Origin of the sequence: Nonomuraea sp. NPDC050153 (genome assembly GCF_044460125.1) — a bacterium.
Lineage (GTDB): Bacteria > Actinomycetota > Actinomycetes > Streptosporangiales > Streptosporangiaceae > Nonomuraea.
This window is the reverse complement of record NZ_JBITJQ010000026.1, coordinates 19,664-35,738: the sequence shown is the minus strand read 5'-3', so window position 1 is coordinate 35,738 and position 16,075 is coordinate 19,664. Positions and strand designations below refer to the sequence as shown.

19 protein-coding genes are annotated in these 16,075 nt (G+C 70.4%); 10 read left to right on the top strand and 9 right to left on the bottom strand.

The annotated features are described in order from the left end of the window. Nucleotides 1-56 precede the first annotated feature (56 nt). Nucleotides 57-470, top strand: a complete 414-nt coding sequence (locus ACIBQ1_RS42870) for a hypothetical protein (RefSeq protein WP_397286354.1) — start codon at nucleotides 57-59, stop codon at nucleotides 468-470. Here ACIBQ1_RS42870 and glgX read toward each other — a convergent pair. Further along, on the bottom strand, nucleotides 424-2,544 hold the full coding sequence (gene glgX / locus ACIBQ1_RS42865; RefSeq protein WP_397286594.1) for a glycogen debranching protein GlgX: 2,121 nt from the start codon (nucleotides 2,542-2,544) through the stop codon (nucleotides 424-426). The genes ACIBQ1_RS42870 and glgX overlap by 47 nt on opposite strands. 111 nt (nucleotides 2,545-2,655) lie before the next feature. Further along, the gene (locus ACIBQ1_RS42860) at nucleotides 2,656-3,081 is read right to left on the bottom strand and encodes an OsmC family protein (protein WP_397286352.1); all 426 of its coding nucleotides are present in this window, start codon (nucleotides 3,079-3,081) and stop codon (nucleotides 2,656-2,658) included. Nucleotides 3,082-3,240: 159 nt separating this feature from the next. On the opposite strand from ACIBQ1_RS42860, the gene ACIBQ1_RS42855 reads away from it, so the two are divergent. The 4 genes from ACIBQ1_RS42855 to ACIBQ1_RS42840 all read left to right on the top strand — a co-directional run bounded on the left by ACIBQ1_RS42855 (nucleotide 3,241) and on the right by ACIBQ1_RS42840 (nucleotide 6,173). Further along, entirely contained in the window at nucleotides 3,241-3,792 is a 552-nt protein-coding gene (locus ACIBQ1_RS42855; RefSeq protein ID WP_397286350.1) for a sigma-70 family RNA polymerase sigma factor, read from the top strand. After that, entirely contained in the window at nucleotides 3,792-4,682 is an 891-nt protein-coding gene (locus ACIBQ1_RS42850; protein WP_397286348.1) for a maleylpyruvate isomerase family mycothiol-dependent enzyme, read from the top strand. The genes ACIBQ1_RS42855 and ACIBQ1_RS42850 overlap by 1 nt, the downstream gene beginning before the upstream one ends. Nucleotides 4,683-4,926: 244 nt before the next feature. Continuing rightward, complete coding sequence (locus tag ACIBQ1_RS42845) at nucleotides 4,927-5,493, top strand: hypothetical protein (protein ID WP_397286346.1); 567 nt, start codon at nucleotides 4,927-4,929, stop codon at nucleotides 5,491-5,493. 107 nt (nucleotides 5,494-5,600) lie between these two features. Then, the gene (locus tag ACIBQ1_RS42840) at nucleotides 5,601-6,173 is read left to right on the top strand and encodes an HD family hydrolase (RefSeq protein ID WP_397286593.1); all 573 of its coding nucleotides are present in this window, start codon (nucleotides 5,601-5,603) and stop codon (nucleotides 6,171-6,173) included. Between the two features lie 30 nt (nucleotides 6,174-6,203). Here the strand turns inward: ACIBQ1_RS42840 and ACIBQ1_RS42835 are convergent, their stop codons facing one another. Further along, a complete protein-coding gene (locus ACIBQ1_RS42835) occupies nucleotides 6,204-7,541 on the bottom strand; it encodes an ankyrin repeat domain-containing protein (RefSeq protein WP_397286344.1) in 1,338 nt (445 codons plus the stop codon). Between the two features lie 168 nt (nucleotides 7,542-7,709). On the opposite strand from ACIBQ1_RS42835, the gene ACIBQ1_RS42830 reads away from it, so the two are divergent. Then, nucleotides 7,710-8,453, top strand: a complete 744-nt coding sequence (locus tag ACIBQ1_RS42830) for a DUF1707 domain-containing protein (protein WP_397286342.1) — start codon at nucleotides 7,710-7,712, stop codon at nucleotides 8,451-8,453. 7 nt (nucleotides 8,454-8,460) lie between these two features. Here ACIBQ1_RS42830 and ACIBQ1_RS42825 read toward each other — a convergent pair whose 3' ends face one another. From ACIBQ1_RS42825 to ACIBQ1_RS42800, 6 genes are all read right to left on the bottom strand, one after another. After that, a complete protein-coding gene (locus tag ACIBQ1_RS42825; protein ID WP_397286340.1) occupies nucleotides 8,461-9,213 on the bottom strand; it encodes a sirohydrochlorin chelatase in 753 nt (250 codons plus the stop codon). A 23-nt stretch (nucleotides 9,214-9,236) separates the two neighbouring features. Next, on the bottom strand, nucleotides 9,237-9,965 hold the full coding sequence (locus ACIBQ1_RS42820; protein ID WP_397286338.1) for a phosphoadenylyl-sulfate reductase: 729 nt from the start codon (nucleotides 9,963-9,965) through the stop codon (nucleotides 9,237-9,239). Next, nucleotides 9,962-10,105: an Insertion element protein gene (locus tag ACIBQ1_RS42815; RefSeq protein ID WP_185077756.1), complete on the bottom strand. Its 144-nt coding sequence runs from the start codon at nucleotides 10,103-10,105 to the stop codon at nucleotides 9,962-9,964. The genes ACIBQ1_RS42820 and ACIBQ1_RS42815 overlap by 4 nt, the downstream gene beginning before the upstream one ends. Continuing rightward, nucleotides 10,102-11,790: a nitrite/sulfite reductase gene (locus ACIBQ1_RS42810; RefSeq protein ID WP_397286336.1), complete on the bottom strand. Its 1,689-nt coding sequence runs from the start codon at nucleotides 11,788-11,790 to the stop codon at nucleotides 10,102-10,104. The genes ACIBQ1_RS42815 and ACIBQ1_RS42810 overlap by 4 nt, the downstream gene beginning before the upstream one ends. A 108-nt stretch (nucleotides 11,791-11,898) precedes the next feature. After that, nucleotides 11,899-11,985, bottom strand: coding sequence for a putative leader peptide (locus tag ACIBQ1_RS42805; protein WP_397286592.1), 87 nt, complete (start codon nucleotides 11,983-11,985; stop codon nucleotides 11,899-11,901). A gap of 69 nt (nucleotides 11,986-12,054) precedes the next feature. Further along, a complete protein-coding gene (locus tag ACIBQ1_RS42800) occupies nucleotides 12,055-12,180 on the bottom strand; it encodes a hypothetical protein (protein ID WP_397286334.1) in 126 nt (41 codons plus the stop codon). Between the two features lie 56 nt (nucleotides 12,181-12,236). Here ACIBQ1_RS42800 and ACIBQ1_RS42795 point away from each other — a divergent pair, with 56 nt between their 5' ends. The 4 genes from ACIBQ1_RS42795 to glyA all read left to right on the top strand — a co-directional run bounded on the left by ACIBQ1_RS42795 (nucleotide 12,237) and on the right by glyA (nucleotide 15,919). After that, nucleotides 12,237-13,001 (top strand): TIGR03084 family metal-binding protein, encoded by a 765-nt coding sequence (locus ACIBQ1_RS42795; RefSeq protein WP_397286591.1) that lies wholly within the window; start codon nucleotides 12,237-12,239, stop codon nucleotides 12,999-13,001. Nucleotides 13,002-13,055: 54 nt separating this feature from the next. Then, a complete protein-coding gene (locus ACIBQ1_RS42790) occupies nucleotides 13,056-13,430 on the top strand; it encodes a YccF domain-containing protein (protein WP_397286332.1) in 375 nt (124 codons plus the stop codon). Nucleotides 13,431-13,487: 57 nt separating this feature from the next. Next, nucleotides 13,488-14,420: a YihY/virulence factor BrkB family protein gene (locus ACIBQ1_RS42785; RefSeq protein WP_397286330.1), complete on the top strand. Its 933-nt coding sequence runs from the start codon at nucleotides 13,488-13,490 to the stop codon at nucleotides 14,418-14,420. A gap of 248 nt (nucleotides 14,421-14,668) precedes the next feature. Then, nucleotides 14,669-15,919 (top strand): serine hydroxymethyltransferase, encoded by a 1,251-nt coding sequence (glyA, locus tag ACIBQ1_RS42780; protein WP_397286328.1) that lies wholly within the window; start codon nucleotides 14,669-14,671, stop codon nucleotides 15,917-15,919. Nucleotides 15,920-16,075 lie beyond the last annotated feature (156 nt).

Genomic DNA, 16,075 nt, shown 5'->3' with positions numbered 1-16,075 from the left:
CGCGCAGGCGTTCGCGTGCTTACCGTGACGGCAGGGGATCGGGGAGGGGAGGCCCTGTGGGTCTGGTCACCGCTGTCGCGTGGACGATCGCCGCGCTCGCCGGGGTGTACCTGCTCTGCCACTGGCTCTCCGGAGACGGGCTGCGCCGGGCCAAGGTCACCCGTTTCCCCGTCGCGCTGGTGTGCGCCCACCCCGCGGTGGCCGTGTCGGCGCTGGTGTGCTGGGTGGGCGGGCTGGTCACCGGGAGCAGGACGCTGGCGTGGGCCGCGTTCGGGGGGCTGGCGGTGGCGGCGCTGCTGGGGTTCGTGATGTTCACGCGCTGGCTCGGGGCCGGGCGGCACAAGATGGGCGGGCGCCGCTTCCCGGTGCTGGCGGTGACGCTGCACGGCCTGGCGGGGGTGGCGACGTTCGCGCTGGTGCTGCTCACCGCGAGCGCGGCTGCCGGAGGACCTGGAGGGAGCGGGCCGTGACGGCGACGAGGTCGCCGGCCTGCCAGCCCTCGTCGATGAACGGCTCCTCCATCGTGTCGTGGCTGGTGTCGAGCACGGGCACCCACCCGGTGCCGCACTCCTCGCCCGGCAGGGTGAACGGCATGTTCTCGTGGTGGGCGTTGATGAGCAGCAGGAACGAGTCGTCCACGATCCGCTCGCCCCGCGGCCCCGGCTCGGTGATGGCCTCGCCGTTGAGGTAGACCATGAGCGACTTGGCGTAGCCGATGTGCCAGTCGCCCGACGTCATCTCCGTGCCGCCCGGGGTGAGCCAGACCAGGTCGCGCTTGCCGTCGTCGGGGTGGCGGCCGTGGAAGAAGCGGCGGCGCTGGAAGACCGGGTGCTCGCGGCGCAGCTTCGACAGCGCCCTGACGAACTGCAGCAGCTCCGGCTCCGTGTGGACCATCGACCAGTCGACCCAGGCCAGCTCGTTGTCCTGGCAGTAGGCGTTGTTGTTGCCGCGCTGGGTGCGGCCGAGCTCGTCGCCGTGGGAGAGCATGGGCACGCCCTGCGACAGGAACAGGGTGGCCAGGAAGTTGCGGCGCTGGCGGCGGCGGAGCTGGACGACGGCGGGGTCCTCGACGGGGCCCTCGGCGCCGCAGTTCCAGGAGCGGTTGTCATTGGTGCCGTCGCGGTTGTCCTCGCCGTTGGCCTCGTTGTGCTTGTGGTCGTACGAGACCAGGTCGGCGAGGGTGAAACCGTCGTGGCAGGTCACGAAGTTGATCGAGGCGACGGGGCGGCGGCCGGAGGACTCGTAGAGGTCGGCGGAGCCGGTCAGGCGGGAGGCGAACTCGGGGAGCGCGGAATGCGTGCCCCTCCAGAAATCTCGCACGATATCCCGGTATTTGCCGTTCCACTCCGTCCACAAAGGCGGGAAATTCCCGACCTGGTAGCCGCCGGGCCCCACGTCCCACGGCTCGGCGATCAGCTTGACCTGCGAGATCACCGGGTCCTGCTGGATCAGGTCGAAGAACGCGCTCAGCCGGTCGACGTCGTGCAGCTCCCTGGCCAGCGCCGACGCCAGATCGAAGCGGAACCCGTCGACGTGCATGTCGAGCACCCAGTAACGCAGCGAGTCCATGATCAGCTGCAGGGCGTGCGGCGAGCGTACGTTGAGGGAGTTTCCGCACCCCGTGTAGTCGAGGTAGTAGCGCCGGTCGCCGTCGTGCAGCCGGTAGTAGGCGGCGTTGTCGATCCCCCGGAACCCCAGCGTGGGCCCCATGTGGTCGCCCTCGGCCGTGTGGTTGTAGACGACGTCGAGGATGACCTCGATGCCGGCCTCGTGCAGCGCCCGCACCATCGCCTTGAACTCCAGCACCTGCTGCCCCCGCGTCCCCGCGCTGGAGTAGCCGCCGTGGGGCGCCAGGTAGGCCATGGTGTTGTAGCCCCAGTAGTTGGTCAGCCCGCGGGCGACCAGGAAGTGCTCGGGGATGTAGTGGTGGACCGGCATCAGCTCGACCGCCGTCACCCCGAGCGACAGCAGGTGGTCGATGATCGCCGGATGCCCCACGCCCGCGTACGTGCCGCGCAGGTCGGGCGGCACGTCGGGGTGGCGCATGGTGAGCCCGCGCACGTGGGCCTCGTAGATCACGGTCTGGTGGTACGGGATGCGCGGCGGCCGGTCGTTGCCCCACTCGAAGAACGGGTTGATGACCACGTTCTTCGGCATGTAGGGGGCGCTGTCCTCGGTGTTGCGCCGGGAGGGATCGGTGAAGTAGTAGGGGAACAGCGCCTGGTTCCAGGTCAGCTCGCCGTCGATGGCCTTGGCATAGGGGTCGAGCAGCAGCTTGGCGGGGTTGCACCGGTGGCCCTGGGCCGGGTCGTGCGGCCCGTGCACGCGGAACCCGTAGCGCTGGCCCGGCTGGATGCCCGGCAGGTAGCCGTGCCAGACGAACCCGTCGACCTCGGGCAGGTCGACGCGCTCCTCGGTGCCGTCGTCATGAAAAAGGCACAGCTCGACTCGCTCGGCGACCTCGGAGAACACCGCAAAGCTGGTGCCAACGCCATCCCAGGTGCCGCCGAGTGGATAGGGCTCGCCCGGCCAGACCTCGCGCATGTGGCCCAATTGTCGCACGCGAACACGCTCTTGGTCTCTCAATGCGCCGATCGCCCTCCGTACCGGGGCCTCCGCCTGCCCGGCCACGTGCCGGGCAGGTCGCGGAGACCGTCAGAGCAGCTCGGCGTGGAGCGTGATCGTGGTGCCCGTCAGGGCCTTGCTGACCGGGCAGTTGGCCTTCGCCGTCTCGGCGGCCTCCTGGAACTGCTCGGCCGAGATGCCGGGAACGTGGCCCTTCACCGTGAGCACGATGCCCGTGATGCCCTCACCCGGCTGGAACGTCACGTCGGCGCTGGTCTGCAGGGACTCCGGCGGCGTGCCGGCGCCGGCCAGCCCGTGCGAGAGCGCCATCGAGAAGCAGGAGGAGTGGGCGGCCGCGATGAGCTCCTCCGGGGACGTCTTGCCGTTGGCCGCCTCGGCCCTGGACGGCCAGGAGACCTCGAACGTGCCGACGCCCGAGGTGTCGAGCGATACGGTGCCCGAACCGTCGAGCAGGGCGCCCTTCCACTGGGTGGTGGCGGTGCGAGTGGTGGCCATTGGCGTGTGCTCCCTCCGTACTGGTCCTCCGACCTTATCGCGAGCCCACAAAGAGCGGCCCGGTCGGTCATCCGGCTCTACTTTTCCGGCGAATAGTGACATGCTCGGGTCGCGGCGCACCCGCCGCCTTGGTCCGGATTACACGGGAGCGTGGTGCCAGTGGAGGCACCGTACGACGACCGCCTGCTGCACCAGCGGGTGGTCGGCGGCGATGAGTCCGCGCTGGGCGAGGTCTATGATCGGCTCTCCCCGCTGATCTTCGGGCTCGCGCTGCGGGTCACCAGGGACCGGGTGATCGCCGAGGACATCACTCAAGAGGTGTTCCTGGTCTTCTGGGAGCGTCCTCTGTCCTACGACCCGGACCGCGGCACCTTACGCGCCTGGCTCGCGACGATCGCGCACCGCCGCGCGGTCGACCACGTGCGCGCCGAGGAGCGGCGCCGGGTGTCGGCGCTCGGGCCCAGACTGTTCGAGCGCGAACCTGACAGACTGGAGGACACGGTCCTGGCCTCGGACGAGGCCAAACGGGTACGGCAGGCGGTGACCGCCCTTCCCGAGGGCCTCCGGGAGGCGGTCGAGCTCGCCTACTTCGGCGGCCGGACCTACCGGCAGGTGAGCGAGGAGCTGGGCGTGCCCGAGGGCACGGCCAAATCGCGCATCCGGCTGGCGCTGAGACGCCTGGCGGACGCGCTTGCGGAGGAAGAGGTGTAATGGACCCCGTCGAGCGCCTCTACCTGGACGCGATGATGGAGGACCCGGAGGTGCCGGCCCGCTCGCTGCGGCCCCAGTTCCTGGCCGGGGCCAGGGCACGGCGCAGGCCCGCGGCCCCCACCGCGGCCTGGGCGGAGCCGTACGCGGGCCGGGTGGCGGCGATGGACGCGCTGCTGGCCTCGGCCGTGGACGACGACTGGTCGCGCGTGATCGTCGAGGGCTGGACCCTCCAGGAACTCGTGGCCCACCTGGCCGCCAAGGACGGCCTCCTGGCCGCCTCCGTCGGCGCCCCCGTGCTGGGGCCGCCCATGGGCGCGACCGACTCGCTGGGACGTACGAACGACGTACAGGCGTACGAGCGCGCCCGCAGCCCCGAGCAGACGAGAAGGGACTGGCGGGCCCAGGCCGACGCCCTCTGCCGCCACCTGGCCGATTTGCCGCCCACGACCCCGGCCACCCTGGACGGCATGGAGGTCCCGGTGCTCGACCACCTCCTGGCGCGGAGCCTGGAGACCTGGATCCACACCGCCGACGCCGCCCAGACGGCCCAGGTGCGCCTGCCCGACCCCGTCGCCGACCACATCCGCCCGACCGCGGACCTGTGCGCCCGCCTGCTGCCCTGGACGATGCTCCTGTCGGGCATGGACGGCTCCGGCCGCACCCTCCACCTCACGCTGACGGGCGCGGGCGGGGGCGAATGGCAGGTGCCGCTGGGCGTGGAGGACGGTCGGCCCGGCGAGCCGGACGCCCACATCACGGCGGACGTGGTCACGTTCTGCTTCCTGCTGGGCGGCAGGGGAGAGCCCGCCGCGTTCCCGGCCGAACTGGCCGGCGACCTGGCGCTGGCCAGGGACGTCCTGGCCGCGGCCCCGGCGCTCTCCGGCCCGTGACCGCCGACCTTGCTGTCCATTGTGGGGGAATTCGGCGGGAAATGCGGTGTAATACGACTTGAGGGCACTATGTGACCGCAAAATCATTGTTTAATTGCCCCTCCTGGCTTTGACAGGTTATTTGGGTTTACGGAGTTAGCCGAGAATCTTCCCATGGGTACGTCTGCCCCTGTCTGAGCGCCTGCGGTTAGACAGTGGGCGTTGGATTTCGGGCCGATCTACCCATGAACGGAAACGAATGCACGTGAACACTGAAAGTCGGCAATCGCGGACGCCACGCCATGGGCGGGCCGCGACACTAACTCTGGCCGGCGCCATCGTCGGCTCCCTGCTCCTTCCCACGGGTCTGGCGGCCGCGGCGAGCGCAGTGCCCAGCAGCGTCGCCGTCCAGACGGGCGTCGAGGTCTTCTCGGGGGAGAAGCCGCCGCTCTGTGGCAAGCACTGCGGCCGCGGCCGTGGATGGGGAGGATGCTGGCGTCCCTGGTGTGGCCCGTGGGGCTGGGGCGGCCGTCACCACCACCGCGACGATGACGACGAGATCATCCGCATCCGTCGTCCGCGTCACCACCACCGTCCGGTGCACCACACGCCACCGCCGACGGTGCAGGCGCCTCCCGTCAAGGAGGAGCCCGTCAAGGAGGATCCGGTCAAGGAGGAGCCGGTCAAGGACGACGACTGGGACTGGGCCGACCAGGACTGGGACCGGGGTGACAAGGACGACAAGGGCGACAAGAGCGACCAGGGCGACCAGGGCCGCGACGACAGCTGGTGGCCCAACGGCAACGACTGGCGGGATTTCTTCCGCGATTAGACGGTGAGCGAAAACAGCTCCCGTTTTCGGAGAAACGGTCGATGACAAATGCCGTGGCCAGGAAACGGCCACGGCATTTGCCGTATGACGAGAGAGGGGTCCTCATGATGGACGACGTGACGGGATTGGCGGGACTTCTGTACGAGTTCGGTCTGCTCAAGCGCTACAAGCGGACCGGGTGGCTGGTGGCGGGCGTACGGGACCCGGAGAGCATCGCCGAGCACTCGTTCCGCGCGGCCGTCATCGCCGGTGTGATCGCGAGGCTCGAAGGCGCGAATCCGGAGCGGGCCGCGTTCATGAGCCTCTTCCACGACACCCAGGAAACCCGCATCACCGACATCCCGTACATCGGCAAGCGCTACCTCAGAGCCGCCTCCAACGAGGAAGTCACCGCCGACCAGATGCGCGGCCTGCCCGCGGAGGTGGCGGACATGGTCGCCGACGCGGTGGGGGAGTACGAGGAGAAGGCCAGCCTCGAAGCGGTCTGCGCCCGGGACGCGGACAAGCTGGAATGCCTCATCCAGGCGATCGAATACCGGGAGCAGGGACACCAGAACGTCCAGGGCTGGATCGACAGCTCCCTGGACGCCCTGACGACCCCGACGGGGAAACGGCTGGCCGAGGAGGCCCTGTGCACCGGCACCCTGGAATGGGTGACGCGCGTGCTCAACGGCGACTGAGGGCTCCCCGGCCCGGCGGACGGGCGCGGGTCAGCCGGTGACGGGCTGGGTGACGAGGTCGCGTTCGTACTCGTCCTCGCTTTCGGCCAGCACCCGCTCAACGCCCTGCGCGGCCCGCTCGTCACCCCGCGTCAGCAGCCCGCGCGTGGCCTCGGCCACCGTGCGGAGGTCGGCGTCGGCGAGGCGGGCGGCCAGGGCCTCACGGATGCGGGGCGTGTCCTCGGACAGCCCGGCGAGCCCGGCGGTGGCCCAGTCGCAGACCTCCGTGTCATCGTCCAGCGTCATCTCGATCAGCAGCGCCAGCCCCTCCTCGTGGTCCGGCGGCAGCACGTCGGCCAGCGCGATGGCGTCCGTCATCGTGCGCTTGTGCCCGGGCCGCCCGATGACGTCCAGCACGTACGGCAGCGCACGGGGATCCCCCTGGTGCCCGAGCGCGGCCAGGACGGAGCGCAGCACCTGCGGGTTGCCCTCCGTGGTGACCATCTTCTGCAGCAGCGGCAGCGTCGTCTCCAGGTACGGCTTCGCCCCCTCCGCGAACCCGAACTGGGCGATCGCGTCGACCCCGAACTCCCGCTCCCTGGAGTCCTCGCTCCCGCACAGCCGGACCAGCGCCTCGTACGTCTCGTCGTCCGCCCGCCTGCCCAGCGAGTCGGCCACGATCCACCAGGTCTCGGCGTCCTCGTCGATGTCGCGGTGCGCGACGGCCCGCGCCACGAGCTGCTCCACCGGCGTGTACGTGCCCGCCGCGTCCTCCAGCAGGGTCGCGACGGCGGCGTGGCCGCGCTGCGCCTGCACCTGCTCGCTCTCCGAGCCGTCGGCCGAGCGCCCGGCCACCGTGACCAGCTCGGTGCCGTCCTTGGCGTACTGGCGGGCCACGACGTACTCCCAGCCCTCCTTCTCGATCTGGTCGAGCAGCGCGCTCTCCAGATGCACGCCCACCCAGGAGGCGGCGATGTCGACCGGCATGTCGCCGTCACCGTCGTACTTCTCGGGATCGGCGCCCGCCTCGAGCAGCACCTGCACCACGCCCAGCGCGCCGCGCCTGGCGGCCAGCGTGAGCGGGGTGTCGCCGGACTCGTTGGCCGCGTCGACCTCCGCGCCCGCCTCGATCAGCGCCCTGGCGGCGGCGGCGTGGCCGTTGGAGGCGGCCCAGAGCAGCGCCGTCCAGCCGCCCTCCTCCCGGCCGTTCACGTCGGCGCCGGCCGTCAGGAGCGCGCCGATCACCTCCACCCGGTCCCAGGAGGCGGCCGCGCACAGCGGCAGCCCCTCCTCACCTGGGCTGTTGGGATCGGCACCGCCGGCGAGCAGCTTGCCCACCGTGTCAGGCTCGCCGTTCAACGCCGCGCGGTAGAGCTGTTCCTCATGCATGACAGGGACCCTAGCCTGGTCCGGCCGCGCCCCGGGCCAAGCCAGAGCCCCGTGTCATCGCTTGGTACGCGCCAAAGCGGCTTCTAGGTTCAAACACCCACAAGGGATGACAAGTTTTCCTTCTGGGGTAGGAGTCGCAATCCCGGCAAGACGCGATATGTTGCGAGTATGACTGATCCCGGTGAGCTCCGCGCGTCGGACGCCGAGCGCGAGGCCGTCGTCGAGCAGCTCCGTGTCGCGTCCGTCGAGGGCAGGCTGACGCTCGCCGAGCTGACCGACCGTACGGAGGCCGCCTACACCGCGACCACGCACGCCGAGCTGGCCCTGCTCACCCAGGACCTGCCGGCGGGAGCCAGGCCCGCACCGGCGCCCGCCCCCGTGCCCGCGGGCCGCAAGCGGCGGTGGTTCGTGGGCGTCATGGGCGACTCCAAACGGCGCGGGACCTGGCAGATCGACCAGGAGCTCGGCGCGGTGGCCGTGATGGGCGACGTGCTGCTCGACCTGCGCGAGGCCGAGGTGCGCACGGACGTGGTGGACATCGTGGCCGTCTCCGTGATGGGCGACGTGAAGATCATCGTGCCCGACGGCGTGAACGTGGACCTCGACGGCATGGCCGTCATGGGCGACAAGAAGGTGAACGTCCTCCAGGCGGCCCCCGGCATGAACGTCCCGGTGGTGCGCGTGCGCGCGTACGCGGTGATGGGCGACGTCAAGGTGATCGGCGACTCGCAGGCGCAGCCGGTGCAGCGCGGGTTCGCGGCCTGGCGGGAGCACTGGCGGCGGCTGCACGGCGAGGACTGGCGGGCGCTGGGCAGGCAGATGCGCCACGAGACCCGCGAGCTGAACCGGCAGGCCCGTGAGCTGGGCAGGCAGGTGCGCGGCGACGGCCGCGGCGACCGGTGGGGCTACTGACCCCGGCTCAGCCGACCAGGGAGGACACCGGCTGCCGCTGGGCCGCCTCGTAACGTTCCAGGAGCACCTCCACCAGCTCCGGCGCCGGGCCGAGCACGTCCGGCACGACCGCGGCCCCGGCATCCAGGCTCGTCAGCCGTACCTTGTCCGCGAAGTGACCGGGCGCCAGCAGGTACGGCGCGACGGCCACCCGCGGCGCGCCCGCGCGCCTGAGCGCGGCCACCGCCTCGGCGGGCGACGGGTCGGCGGCCGAGGCGTACGCGGGGGACACCGTCCACCAGCCGGAACGCCGCCACTCCCGCGCCTGGCTCGCGATCACCGCGTTGGCCCTGGCGTCGCTGGAACCCGCCGACACCAGCACCACCGCGGTCTCCGGGTCGCCGGCGCGCACGCCCGCCTCGGCCAGGCGCCGCTCCAGCGCCGTCAGCAGCAGCGGGTGCGGCCCCAGCGTGGTGCCGTAGTGGACGCGCAGCCGCGGATCGCGCGCCCGGACCTCGTTGAGCGCCGCCGGCAGGTCCACCCGGCTGTGGTAGGCCTCGGTGAGCAGCAGCGGCAGCACAACGGCCTCCTGGAGCCCGCTCAGCGCCTGCCCCAGGCTCGGGGTGCAGTGGTCGAGGTACGCCACCCTTACGGGCACCTCAGGGCGCGCCAGACGCACCTGGTCGAGCAGCGCGGCCACGGTGGCGGCGGCACGCGGATCTCGCGACCCGTGGGCCACCGCCACCAGTGGCACGCGGCCGGGGGCTGTCCCGTCTGCCAACGGGACGGGTCCCCTGCTGGGGATCACAGGTGAATGCCGCATTCGACCTTCCCCAGGCCCGCCCAGCGTCCGCTGCGCGGATCCTCTCCCTCCGCGACCTGCCGCGTGCACGGCGCGCAGCCGATCGAGGGGTAGTTGTCGTAGTGCAACGGGTTGATCAGCACTCCGTTGTCGGCGATGTAGTTGTCGACGTCGTCCTGGGTCCAGGCCGCGATCGGGTTGACCTTGACCATCTGCCGCTTGGCGTCCCACTCGACGACCTTGGTGCCGGTGCGGCTGGGGGACTCGTCGCGGCGGATGCCGGAGACCCACGCGAGGTACGGCTCCAGCGCCCGGTTGAGCGGCTCGACCTTGCGCAGGTAGCAGCACAGGTCGGGGTTGCGGCCGAACAGGCGCGGGCCGAGGTCGCGGTCCTGCTCCTCGACCGTCCGCGACGGCTTCACGTCGATCACGTTGACGTCATAGACCTGCCGCACCGCGTCCCGCGTGCCGATCGTCTCGGCGAAGTGGTAGCCGGTGTCGATGAACAGCACGTCGACGCCGGGCTTGACCCTGCTCACCAGGTCGATCAGGAGGGCGTCGCTCATCGAGGAGGTCAGGCACAGCCGGTCGCCGAACGTCGCCGCCGCCCAGCGGATGATCTCGCGGGCGGGGGCGCCCTCGAGGAACGTCGCGGCGGACTCGACGATGTCCTGCAGGTCAAGGGTCCCGCGCTGCTGTTTCAGGCCGACCTCGATGTCCACCAGCGTCATATCTTCACTCCGATCCCGAGAAACTTCAGCTTGAAGGCGCGAGCGCAGGCGCGGCAGTACCAGCCGCCGTCCCCCTCGTATGGTTCGAGGTCCTCGTCGCCGCAGTAGGGGCAGTGGAACGGGACCGCTCGCTCGCTCATTTGAGATCCGCCTCGTCGGCCCGCTGCACCCAGTCGGCGAACGACTCGCCGTCCTTCTTCTGGGCGTCGTAGTGCTTGACGACGCGCTCCACGTAGTCGGGCAGCGCCTTGGCGGTGGTCTTGAGGCCGCGCACCTTGCGCCCGAAACCGGCGTTGACGCCGAGGGAGCCGCCCAGGTGGATCTGGAAGCCCTCGACCTGGTCGCCGTTCTCGTCCACCACGAGCTGGCCCTTGAGGCCGATGTCGGCGACCTGGATGCGGGCGCAGGAGTTGGGGCAGCCGTTGACGTTGATCGTCAGCGGCTCGTCGAACGTCGGCAGCCGCCGCTCCAGCTCGTCGATCAGGTCGGCGGCCGTGGCCTTGGTCTCGACGATGGCCAGCTTGCAGTACTCGATGCCGGTGCAGGCCATCGTCTGGCGGCGGAAGGTGGACGGCCGGACGCGCAGGTCGTTCGCCTCCAGCTCGGCCACGATCGAGTCGACCTGGTCGGGGGTGACGTCGAGGATGACCATCTTCTGCTCGACGGTGGTGCGGACCCGGCCGGAGCCGTGCCGCTCGGCGATGTCGGCGATCAGGTGCAGCCTGTCGCCGTCGAGCCGGCCCACCTTGGGCGCGAAGCCGACGTAGAAGTTGCCGTCCTTCTGCGGGAAGACGCCAACGTGGTCGCGGCGGCTGCCGCGCGGCTGCCCGGGGGCGGGGCCGTCGGGCAGTGCCTCCTTGAGGTATTCGGTCTCCAGGATCTCCCGGAACTTCTCCGTCCCCCAGTCGTTGACGAGGAACTTGATGCGGGCGCGGTGCCGCAGCCGCCGGTAGCCGTAGTCGCGGAAGATCCCGATCACGCCCTCGTAGACGTCGGCCACCTGGTCCGGCCGGACGAACACGCCGAGCCGCTTGCCCAGCATCGGGTTGGTCGACAGGCCGCCGCCGACCCACAGGTCGTAGCCGGTCTCACCCTGCTCGTCGACCACGCCGACGAACGCCACGTCGTTGATCTCGTGCACCGTGCAGTGCGCCGGGCAGCCGCTCACCGCCGACTTGAACTTGCGGGGCAGGTTGGAGTACGCCGGGTTGCCCACGACCCGCTCCTGCACTTCGCTGATCTGCTCGGTCGCGTCGAGCACCTCGTCGGCGTCGATCCCGGCCAGCGGGCAGCCCAGGATCACGCGCGGGGTGTCGCCGCACGCCTCGGTGGTGGACAGGCCCACGGCCTCCAGGCGCTCCCAGATGTCCGGCACCGACTCGATCTCGATCCAGTGGAGCTGGATGTTCTGGCGGTCGGTCAGGTCGGCGGTGCCGCGGCCGTACTCGTTGGAGATGTCCGCGATCGTGCGCAGCTGGGTCAGGTCGAGCTGGCCGCCGTCGATGCGCACCCGCAGCATGAAGTAGCGGTCGTCGAGCTCCTCCGGCTCCAGGATGGCGGTCTTGCCGCCGTCGATGCCGGGCTTGCGCTGGGTGTAGAGGCCGTACCAGCGCATGCGGCCACGCAGGTCGGCCGGGTCGATCGAGTCGAAGCCCCGCTTGGAGTAGATGTCGATGATGCGCTGGCGGACGTTGAGGCCGTCGTCGTTCTTCTTGTTCTCTTCGTTCTTGTTGAGCGGCTCACGGTAACCGAGAGCCCACTGGCCTTCGCCGCGCGGGCGTTTGTGATGCCGGCTGGCAGGTGTGCGGCTGGCAGGGGTGCTCATTGCGCGTCCTTCGGATCATGGGCGCGCGCAGGGTTCCTCCTGCCTCGTCATCGAGGGCAGGGGTGGAGAGGAGGAGTGCGACGCGCTCAGCGGCAGAAAAGGATGGGGTTACAGGCGGGCGTCGCAACAGATGGCACTGCGGACACGCAGAAGGTCGACGTGGCGTCGACCGACGAGCATGGGGTCCGCTGGCATACCTAGAAGATACTCTGGCCGTCCCGTATGTCCAAGACAGGGTCCAGAGTGTGGGACTGTCCAGCTCGGTCAGCCCTGCCGTTTCCAGCTCAGCTCGGGCTCGTGCGGCTTCTCCTGGACCTGGTGCTGGCAGTCGCACCAGGAGCCGCCGCGGCAGTCCTCGTGGCGTTTGTCCTTGCAGCTGTCGCAGATCACACTGGCGATTATTCTCCTAGAACGTTGTTCGGGTTAGGCTGGCGGGCGTGGATCTCATGGGCGAGTTGCTCGATGACCTGCGTGCCGAGACCGCGTCCCTCGAAGCCCTGCTCCAGCCGCTGAGGGACGACGACTGGGAGCGGCCCACGCCCGCCGAGGGCTGGGCGGTCCGCGACCAGGTGAGCCATCTGGCCTGGTTCGACGACGCCGCCGTGCGGGCCGCCACCGACCCCGAGGGCTATCGGGCCTCGCTGGCGGGCTTCACGTCCGTGGACGACCTCGCCGTGGAGGCGCGCGGGATGCCGCCGGCCGAGCTGCGCGCGTGGTTCCGCGCGGCCCGCGCCCGCAGCCTGGAGGCGTTCGCGACGCTGGACCCGCGCGAGCGGGTGCCGTGGTTCGGCCCCGCCATGTCGGCCGCCTCCTTCGTGACCGCGCGGCTGATGGAGACGTGGGCGCACGGCCAGGACGTGGCCGACGCGCTCGGCGTCGCCAGGGAGCCGACGGCCCGGCTGCGCCACGTGGCCACGATGGGCTTCCGCGCCCGGCCCTACAGCTTCGCCGTACGCGGCCTGCCGGTGCCCGAGGAGAGCGTGCGTGCCGAGCTGGCCATGCCGGACGGGACCACGTGGACGGCGGGGCCCGAGGGCGCGGACGGCCTGGTCCGCGGCACCGTCCTCGACTTCTGCCTGGTCGCCACCCAGCGCGTCCACCTGTCCGACACCGCGCTGGAGCTGACCGGCGAGCCCGCGCGGGCCTGGATGGAGATCGCGCAGGCATTCGCCGGGCCCCCTGGCAAGGGGCGGGCCCCCAGGTCAGGGTGAAGTCAGGGTCTTGCCGGATGACGCGGGCGGCGCGGCCGGTGACATCCTGTGATTATGCGCACGATTCTGAACGTCATCTGGCTGATCTTCGCGGGACTCTGGCTGGCCGCCGGCTACGCGCTGGCCGGGATCATCTGCTGCATCCTGATCATCACGATCCCGTTCGGCATCGCGTCCTTCCGGATCGCGGCGTACGCGCTGTGGCCGTTCGGCAGGACCGTCGTACGCGACCCCGACGCGGGCGCGTTCTCCTTGATCGGCAACGTCATCTGGTGCGTGGTCGCCGGCATCTGGCTCGCCATCGGCCACGTCGTGACCTCGATCCCGCTGTTCCTGTCGATCATCGGCATCCCGATGGGCATCGCGAACCTCAAACTCATCCCCGTTTCTTTGCTTCCTCTGGGCGCGCGCATCGTTGACAACGACTAGGGCAGTGCCTGGGACGTAAGCTGTCCCGAAGAGTCACTGCGAATACCGTTGGGTGCCATGACGTCCACCGATGCTCCTCCCCGGCCGAAGAGAGGGCTCGTCTCCCACGCCAGGGCCAGGCTGAGCTGGGTGCTCGACACGAAGTCGTGGGCGATCGTCCGCGCGGCCACCAACGCCGGCGTCACCTACCGGGTCACCGGCCTGGCGGGCGAGGCGGCGTTCTTCGCGCTGCTGTCGCTGCCGCCTTTCGTGCTGGGCCTGATCGGCGTGCTGGCCAAACTCGGCACGTGGCTGGGCTCCAGCGTGGTCGCCCAGGTCAAGGCGTGGGTGATCGAGCAGGCCGGCGTGCTGTTCACCGAAGAGGCCGTCAACAAGGTGATCAACCCGCTGCTCACCGACGTGCTCAGCGACGACGCGAGCAAGGTGTCGATCATCTCGGTCGGCTTCCTGCTGTCGCTCTGGTCCGGTTCCAGGGCCCTGTACGTGTACGTCGACCTCATCTCCGTCGCCTACGGGCTCGGCGAGGAGCGCGGCATCATCCGCACCAGGCTGATGTCGTTCGGCCTCTATGTCATCGGCCTGATCATCGGCATCATCGTCATGCCGATCCTGGTCATCGGGCCGACCCTGCTCAGGGACGCCCTGCCCGGCCAGTACGCCGTCCTCATCGACATCCTTTACTGGCCGGTCGTGATCATCGGCTCGGTCCTGTTCCTGACCGTGCTCTACCACGTCAGCGTGCCGGTGCGGACCAAGTGGTATCGGGAGCTGCCCGGCGCGATCCTGGCGCTGTTCCTGTGGATCGTGTGCGCGGCGGTGCTGCGGGCCGTGCTGGCCGCCTGGTTCTCGCCCGTGTCCGTCTACGGGTCTCTGGCCGCTCCCATCGCCGTGCTCCTCTGGCTCTACATCACCGCCCTGGCCGTGCTCATCGGGGCCATCCTGAACGCCGAGGTGGACCGGCTCTGGCCGGGCGTCAGCCGGACGAAATAGGTCCTCCCGACACGGAGGCGCATGCCCTGCACCCTCGCGCGCGAGCCGCGCGAGAGCGTGCCGCCGTCCGGGCCGCCCGCCGGTGCTCCGTCACCCCGTCGTGACGCGCGGGATGGGGTTCGGTGACATCCGCTATCGTCTACGAAGAGACGCGACTGGCGCATTTGGTGGGATCGACCACCGGGGAGCGAAAGGAGCGGAGGCCGTGCGCCTGGGTCTTCGCAATTGTCAACGATGACAGGAGAATCATGAGTTCTCTCGCGAGCGTCGACCCGCAGATCGCCGAGCTCATCAAGGCGGAAGAGCGGCGCCAGGCCGACACCGTCAAGCTCATCGCGTCCGAAAACTACGTGTCCAAGGCCGTGCTCGAGGCCACCGGCACCGTCCTCACCAACAAATACTCCGAGGGCTACGCGGGCAAGCGCTACTACGAGGGCCAGCAGGTCATCGACCAGATCGAGACCGTGGCCATCGAGCGGGCCAAGTCGCTGTTCGGCGTCAACCACGCCAACGTCCAGCCCTACTCCGGCTCGCCGGCCAACCTCGCGATCTACATGGCGTTCCTGCAGCCGGGCGACACCGTCATGGGCATGGGCCTGCCGTTCGGCGGCCACCTCACGCACGGCTGGTCCGTCTCCGCCACCGGCAAGTGGTTCAACCCGGTGCGCTACGGCGTACGCAAGGACACCGGCCGCATCGACCTCGACGAGGTGCGTCAGCTCGCCCTGGAGCACCGGCCGAAGCTGATCTTCTGCGGCGGCACCGCGATCCCGCGCACGATCGACTTCGAGGGCTTCGCCTCGATCGCCCGCGAGGTCGGGGCCGTGCTGGCCGCCGACATCGCCCACATCGCCGGCCTGGTGGCGGGCGGCGCGCACCCGTCCCCGGTGGGTCACGCCGACGTGATCTCCACGACCACGCACAAGACGCTGCGCGGCCCGCGCGGCGCCATGCTGATGGCCACGAGCGACGAGCACGCCACGGCGCTCAACAAGGCCGTCTTCCCCGGCCTGCAGGGCGGCCCCCACAACCACACCACCGCCGCCATCGCCGTCGCGCTCCACGAGGCCGCCCAGCCGTCGTTCCGCGACTACGCCCACCAGGTCGTCGCCAACGCCAAGACCCTGGCCGACGAGCTCGCCTCCCGCGGGTTCGACCTGGTCTCCGGCGGCACCGACAACCACCTGATCCTGCTCGACCTCACGCCCAAGGGCATCGGCGGCAAGCCCGCCGCCCAGGCGCTCGACCGGGCAGGGCTGGAGACCAACTACAACACGGTCCCGTTCGACCCCCGCAAGCCGTTCGACCCGTCCGGCATCCGCATCGGCACGCCGTCCGTCACCTCCCGTGGCATGGGCGAGGCCGAGATGCGCCAGATCGGCGCCTGGATGGACGAGGTCGTCACGGCCTTGGCCAAGGGGGACGCCGAGGACGTCATCGCGCGCGTGCACCACGAGGTCAGCGAGCTCACGGCGCAGTTCCCCGCCCCGGGCCTGTAGCCGATTCCCGCCACGGCGGGGCGCACCAAAAGGGACAGCCGGCAGCCGGCTGTCCCTTTTCTCGCTTCCGGCCTGAAGACTCACGGGCCCCTGCCCTGGCCCCTGCCCTGGCCCGCGCCATGTCGCCGACGCCGCAGGGACGGCGAACGCCCCGCC